The sequence below is a fragment of the Chryseobacterium sp. 2VB genome, from assembly GCF_005503635.1.
In the GTDB taxonomy this organism is placed as follows: Bacteria; Bacteroidota; Bacteroidia; order Flavobacteriales; family Weeksellaceae; genus Chryseobacterium; species Chryseobacterium cupriresistens.
Genome location: NZ_SCNC01000033.1, coordinates 37,935 through 44,712, shown reverse-complemented (window position 1 = coordinate 44,712; position 6,778 = coordinate 37,935). Strand labels below are relative to the sequence as shown.

Genomic DNA, 6,778 nt, shown 5'->3' with positions numbered 1-6,778 from the left:
CCGTAATTCTTTACCTTAAACTTTAAACTTTAAATTCAAAGCTCTATTTAAACTTCTTCTTAAAGCTGAATTTAAGCATATTCATGAGTCCCGGTTCAATGATATCAATTCCCAGTCCGAAATTGCTGTCGGCAATGGTATGATGATCTGTTCTGAATTGTTCAAACTCACTTTGCGGAATTTCAATATTGATCAGAGGATTGTATTCAATATAAACACTTGCCCCATTTTTGTTCACTTTTTTTCGACTTTTATAATCAAAATATGGGTTGGATATTGTACTTTCCTGAACTGTATATTTTTCTTCAACATCAATTTTCTGATCCGTCTGCAAATTGATTTCATATTTCTCACTATCGAAATTATGCCAGAAAGGTAAATCTTTGTGGATGAAATCTCTTGCACTCGCCTTCACTACATTCCGGTCAAAGTACATCAGAAAACGGTTTTTCTGTGGATCCACAAAATAAGGATTTTCAATGGTTGCGGTATACTGGATCTTAACTTCATTCAGTCTTTTATCATCACTTACTACATCAATAGCAGCATCTTTGAATACGTTTCGGACATCTGTACCATTGCGGTCGCCTGAATAATTAAGCGCATAGAAAAGAAAGCTGTTCCAGCTGTCTATGATTTCTCTTTTATTGGTACTTTTAAAATACCTTCTCATAGCATTGGCTCTGTTTCCTTTATAAGTTGTTGATAAAGTAAGCTTTCCGGTATTACCCTGTGCATTTAAATCTACTCTTTCATCAATGCAGAAATAAGGGAATTTATAAGATTTTCTCACCTGAAGCTCCTGATCTTTCTTCACTTCCAGATAATGCATAAAATAGATAAAACCTCTGTTTTCAATCAATCCGAATTCATCACGGATGGTTGCATCAATGAAATATTCTTCACCTTTATAATTCACTTTTACGACAACATGATTGAAACTTAACAGGGACGGCAGATAGTATTTAATATAATAATCCGTATTAAAATTAACCAGAACTACAGAGGCGTCTACTCCTATATAATCAAGAATTACTTTCAATAAAACCGATTTTGCCTTACAATCACCCTGTTTATTTTCATAGGTTACTGACGGCTCCTGTGGCTTATGTCCATTCATTTCATCTGCATTGAAGACGTAATAAATATGATTTTGTACATATTCTATGGCAAACTGCAATTTTTCATCCTGATCAGCAATGGCATCCAGTTTTTCAACCAGGTTGGGAGCAAAATCCTTTAAAGAAGATTTGTTGAAAATCTCCTCATAGAACGGTACAATATAGTTGGAAAGATCTTTCCAGTTGCTTTCTGTAGCAAAATCTACATAAGGGAAAATTTCACGGCCTGAATCTACAGGGTTGATATAATTCTCTTCTTCAATGACAAATCTGTCTCCTTTTTTCAGATAACTGATTTCCGGCTCAAGAACATTGCCCTGTTCATCTCTGAAAAATGTTTTTTTGTAAGCAATAGTCTCTTCACGCTCATTGATGAACGTGAATTTAAAACTGCCATAAGCCCAATAGTTATCCGGACTTACCCAGACATATTTTGAGAACTCCTTTCTAAGAAAATCGCGGTCTGTAAATTCTTTGATTCTTGAATCTTCTAAAATCAGAACATCATACAGCCTGAGATCTTTAATGGTAATATTGATTTTTTTATTACTGCTCAGAACCCCTCCACTGCTTTGGTTTTCACTGTCGAGAACCTTAATTTTTGTGTCCGGAATCTTATCGATCAGCACTCCATCCCTTAACACACTGATTCTGTGAATCTGGTAGACTTCATTTTCCTCCACAATCACATCAGAAACAGAAGCTCTTTCCAGGTTTCCAGGTTCGTTCAGAGTATACGCCATGCAGACGTACTCACTGTTTTCCGTATTGCTTGTATAGTATTTTTTGTCTAAAAAATAGCAGTAATCACGACCTTCATCAATTTGTCTTCTGGCAAATTCGGAGTCTTTGATTCGGTTCTTTATTTCCTCATCCCCGATATTTCCTGCCCACATTTCAGGTTTTTGAATCCTGTAATTTTCAACTTGCATTTGATTATCCATATTTATTATAAGAATTATATTTTGGTTAGTGTTTAAGAAATTCAAATTAAACAATTAAAAAAGTAAAAAACAATAGCAGAAGTACTACAAATTCAGTATTTTTTTTCGGCACAGTAATTGCGAGGTATGGGGAAAATCAAGTTTATGAAAAGTATAGCAACAATTCTAAAAGGGGCAGCACCCGCATTAGCATTATTCGCAATGACGCAATGTACAACCACAGCCAATGCATCCGCAGGTGATGAAAAAACATTCATCGTAGGACCACAAACAGCAGATTGTACAGGAGTAGCTCCTATGAAATGTCTGCAGGTAAAAGAAAACGCTTCCGGAAACTGGACGAATTTCTACAGCAATATCGAAGGATTTACTTATGAACCGGGGTATGAATATGTTTTAAAAGTAAAAACAGAAAAAATTGAAAATCCGCCAGCTGACGGATCTTCCATAAAATACACTTTGGTAAAGCAGGTTTCTAAAACGAAAAAAGCAGAAATGGCAGCCAATGAAAAGACAATTATCGTAGGGCCGCAAACCGTAGAGTGTTCTGCTGGAGCCGGTCGTATGCAATGCATGCAGGTAAAAGAAAGCGCTTCTGCAGCCTGGACGAATTTCTACAGCCACATTGAAGGCTTTACTTATGAGCCGGGTTACGAATATGTTTTAAAAGTAAAAACAGAAAAAATCGAAAATCCTCCGGCAGATGCTTCTTCAATCAAATATACATTGGTAGAACAGGTTTCTAAAACGAAGAAATAATCAATAAAAAACCGCTTCTGAAAATTCAGAAGCGGTTTTTTATTGCTGGAAGCTGGGAGAATGAAGCCAGAAGTTGCTTTGGGACGATCCGAAAAAGTCAGCAAATAATCCATTTTAAGTGTTTATTTCTGTCTTTCTTTTTACTTCCTTTTTACTTCCTTTTTATCTTAAAACCCAGTCTCTTTTTGTGGAGGATCAGGATATTTTCCTTTCGTAGCCTCTCCCACTGTGTTGGCTGTTGTCATCGCCACTACAAGATCGTTCAGCATTCCGCTGGCTGCGGTGGGTGAATTGGGAAGGAGTACAAGATTACTTCTGTTGCTGGCGCCCACAGAATGTAAAGTATCATAATGCTGTGTCACCACAATCAATGCTGATGCTTCATGAGAATTGATATCCACATTATTTAGCATTCTTACAGACTCTTCAAGTCCTTTGGCAATTTCTCTTCTCTGGTCGGCAATTCCCTGCCCTTGTAATTTCTTGGATTCTGCTTCTGCTTTTGCAACCGCAACAATTCTTATTCTTTGTGCTTCAGATTCGTATTCAGCAGCCGTTTTTTCTCTTTCTGCTGCATTGATCCTGTTCATGGCATGTTTTACCTGCTCATCCGGATCAATATCGGTTACCAAAGCTTTGATAATATCATAACCATAACTGTTCATGGCATCCTGAAGCTCGCTTTTCACTGCAATGGCCACATCATCTTTTCTTACAAAAACATCATCAAGCTTCAACTTGGGAACTTCTGCTCTTACCACATCAAAAACAAAAGAAGTAATTTGATTTTCAGGATTTTCCAAACGATAATAAGCATCTCCCACCTGACTTCTGATGACCTGATACTGAACAGAAATTTTCATTTTGATGAAAACATTGTCTAATGTTTTGGTGTCAATCATGACATCCAGCTGCTGAATTCTCAGATTAAGTCTTTTGGCGATCTGATCTATGATGGGCAGCTTCAGGTGAAGACCTGAATGCTTTACCGCACGGAATTTCCCGAAACGCTCTATAATTGCTGCTGTTTCCTGCTTAACGACAAAAAACGAAGCGAATAAAATGATAAGCCCGAAGAAAATAACGGGTGCAAAATATATACTCATAGTTTTAATTTTTATTAATATGTCGTTACACCACCTGTTTTTGTTAAAAATATTTTTTGTAAGTAGCTGCTTAAATATAAGAAAAATAAATGTAAGATCCGGAATATAATCCCCGGGAAATCAGACTTGATGATATCATATTTTTTTTAAAACCAAAATTATTCTGAAAAAGACTTACTTTTGAATATTCATTACATCATGGTCAATTCAAAAGAAATATTAAAAGATCACATCTCTAAATTCACTTCAATTACTGAAGAGCAATTGGATTATGTTTTCGGACATTTTAACCTGATCTCTTTAAAAAAAGGGCAAAGTCTTATCTCGGAAGGTGATTTTGTGAATCATGAATATTTTGTTCTGGAAGGCTGTCTGAAAGCATTTTATCTTAATGACAGCATGAAAATGTTTATCCTTCAGTTTGCCATGCCTACGTGGTGGGTGACAGATTTTGATGCACTTTACAATAAAACAAGAGCAACCATCAATGTAGACTGTATCACCAATGCCAGCATCCTTTCTATTTCCAATGAGGACAGGGAAAAGATCTGTAATGAAATTCATGAAGTTGAACATTTTTTCAGATGGAGAACCAATAAAGGGTATGTAGCCGCCCAGAAACGCCTGTTATCTTTTATGAATAATGATGCCAGATTCCGGTATGAAGAACTTCTATCCTTGTATCCTCAATTGTACAATCTGGTTCCGAAACATCTGATTGCATCTTATCTGGGAGTAACCAGAGAAACTTTGAGCAGGCTGCACCAGTAATCAACCTCTTTAAAACAATTAATCTCTTCCTCTATTTTGTGAGGTACATCACGTAATTTTTTCCTTCAGTCGGCTGAACTTTGTGTCAATATTTAAAGCCAATAAAAATGGACACAAAAAATTTTAAAGTCAATACAGAAAACAGTACTATCGACTGGATCGGAAGAAAAGTAACCGGCGCTCACAATGGAACTATCGGTATAAAAGATGGAAACTTCACATTTGGAGAAGGAAGTTCTATGTCAGGAAAGTTTGTCATAGATACCCGTTCCATCAAAATCCTGGACATTGAAGATGCTGAAACCAATGCACAGTTTGCCAATCATCTGGCTTCTGATGATTTCTTTAATTCTGAGCATTTTCCTGAAGCTCATTTCGAAATCAAGCATGCTGAACCGGGTGATGAAAATCTTTATTATGCAAAAGGAGATCTTACCATAAAAGGAATTACACATCCTATAGACACAAGCCTGCAGATTGTAAAAACAGATAATATGGCCGTTCTAAAAACCAAGATCATAGTAGACAGAACGAAATTCAACATCAGATTCAGATCTTCCAATTTCTTCACCAATCTTGGTGATACGCTGATATACAACAATTTTGACTTAAACATCCATCTTGTAGCGGAAGCTTATTAATTCTATAACCTTAAAAATTGACCATCATGCCATTCATCAAAGTAGATGTACTTCGCGAAGATCTTAACCGCGAAACAAAACAGCAATTAATCAGAAAAATAAGTGAAGCTGTAACCTCAGTTTTAAATAAGGATCCTCATTTAACGCATATTGTCATCAATGAAATTGAAGATGACAACTGGGGATACGCCGGAGAACAGGTTTCAGTATTAAAAGAACAGGGGTTTTCAACAGGAAAAAAATAAATCAGCAATGAAAAAACAAACCGTCATTATAACAGGAGCTTCTTCAGGAATAGGATTGGAAACCGCCCGTTATTTCCTGGACAGAGACGATAATGTCATCATCAACTCACAAACGGCATCCAAATTAGAGGAAGTTTATCATGAATTGGGAGCAGGGGAAAATCTGGCAATGGTTGCCGGAAGTGTTTCTGACAAATCAACAGGGGAAGCATTGGTAAAAACAGCAATTGAAAGATTCGGATCAATCGACGTTCTCGTCAATAATGCCGGAATTTACGAGAACAAGCCTTTCCTTGAAGTTACCGAAGATTATCTGGACCGTTTTTTAACAACGAATTTAAAAGGAACATTCTTCACTACACAGGCTGTTATTCCTCAGATGATCAGACAAAAAGACGGCGTCGTGATCAATGTAGGAACGCCATTGGTGTATCATGCCATTGCGGAGTCTCCTTCCACAGCGCCTATTTCGAGTAAGGGAGCTATTCATGCACTGACTTTGCAGCTGGCGGCAGAGTTTGGGAAAGATAATATCAGAGTCAATACGGTGGCTCCCGGATTGATCAGAACTCCCATGCATGGTGCAGACCTTGACAATAATTCAGGAATCCATTTGATCAATCGTATTGGAGAACCTGAAGAAGTTGCTCAAATGATTCATGCGATTGCAAAGAACACATTAATTTCCGGGGCCATCATCAATGTTGACGGCGGAATGGGTGCCGGGCATCATTTATCATGAAACTATCATTAATTATAGCATGGCTGCTCAGCTTTCCGCTGAGTAGCCTTGCACAAAATCTAAAGGATATGAAAACCAATCAGAACGCAGAAACTGAAATAAGAAATGTGATAGAGAACTATTATTTCAAAGGAATTGATGAAGGAAATACTGAACTTCTTGGAAAAGCATTTTATAAAGGAGCTTTGCTTTTCGGAGATATCAATGGAGTTCCGTATTTCAAAACTGTAGAGCAATATATTGAAGGCGTTGGAAATCGTATAAGTCCGCAGAAATCAGGAAAAGGTTTTAAAGCGAAAATTATTTCAATCGACATTATGAATTCAATTGCTGTTGCAAAATTAAACGTAAGGATGTATGATTTTAATTATTATAATTTCATAACTTTCAATCATATAGACGGACAATGGATGATCGTTAACAAGACTTTGACCAATGTACAGCCTTAA

At 36.8% G+C, this 6,778-nt stretch carries 8 protein-coding genes; 6 read left to right on the top strand and 2 right to left on the bottom strand.

The features are described 5' to 3' along the window. Nucleotides 1-43: 43 nt before the first annotated feature. Complete coding sequence (locus tag FFS26_RS20835; RefSeq protein ID WP_137906029.1) at nt 44-2,065, bottom strand: hypothetical protein; 2,022 nt, start codon at nt 2,063-2,065, stop codon at nt 44-46. Between the two features lie 144 nt (nt 2,066-2,209). On the opposite strand from FFS26_RS20835, the gene FFS26_RS22835 reads away from it, so the two are divergent. Further along, complete coding sequence (locus tag FFS26_RS22835; protein ID WP_228406516.1) at nt 2,210-2,824, top strand: DUF4377 domain-containing protein; 615 nt, start codon at nt 2,210-2,212, stop codon at nt 2,822-2,824. A 167-nt stretch (nt 2,825-2,991) separates the two neighbouring features. Here the strand turns inward: FFS26_RS22835 and FFS26_RS20820 are convergent, their stop codons facing one another. Continuing rightward, entirely contained in the window at nt 2,992-3,930 is a 939-nt protein-coding gene (locus FFS26_RS20820; RefSeq protein ID WP_110010426.1) for an SPFH domain-containing protein, read from the bottom strand. A 180-nt stretch (nt 3,931-4,110) separates the two neighbouring features. Between FFS26_RS20820 and FFS26_RS20815 the strand changes: the two genes are divergently transcribed. The 5 genes from FFS26_RS20815 (at nt 4,111) to FFS26_RS20795 (ending at nt 6,778) form a co-directional block, all read left to right on the top strand. After that, the gene (locus FFS26_RS20815; protein WP_228406517.1) at nt 4,111-4,701 is read left to right on the top strand and encodes a Crp/Fnr family transcriptional regulator; all 591 of its coding nucleotides are present in this window, start codon (nt 4,111-4,113) and stop codon (nt 4,699-4,701) included. A 107-nt stretch (nt 4,702-4,808) separates the two neighbouring features. Next, nucleotides 4,809-5,342: a YceI family protein gene (locus tag FFS26_RS20810; RefSeq protein WP_110010366.1), complete on the top strand. Its 534-nt coding sequence runs from the start codon at nt 4,809-4,811 to the stop codon at nt 5,340-5,342. A gap of 26 nt (nt 5,343-5,368) precedes the next feature. Continuing rightward, nucleotides 5,369-5,587, top strand: coding sequence for a tautomerase family protein (locus FFS26_RS20805; protein ID WP_062675241.1), 219 nt, complete (start codon nt 5,369-5,371; stop codon nt 5,585-5,587). A gap of 7 nt (nt 5,588-5,594) precedes the next feature. Continuing rightward, the gene (locus FFS26_RS20800) at nt 5,595-6,329 is read left to right on the top strand and encodes an SDR family NAD(P)-dependent oxidoreductase (protein ID WP_137906028.1); all 735 of its coding nucleotides are present in this window, start codon (nt 5,595-5,597) and stop codon (nt 6,327-6,329) included. Continuing rightward, nucleotides 6,326-6,778 carry a nuclear transport factor 2 family protein gene (locus tag FFS26_RS20795; RefSeq protein WP_137906027.1) on the top strand — a complete coding sequence of 151 codons (453 nt, stop codon included), beginning with the start codon at nt 6,326-6,328 and terminating at the stop codon, nt 6,776-6,778. The genes FFS26_RS20800 and FFS26_RS20795 overlap by 4 nt, the downstream gene beginning before the upstream one ends.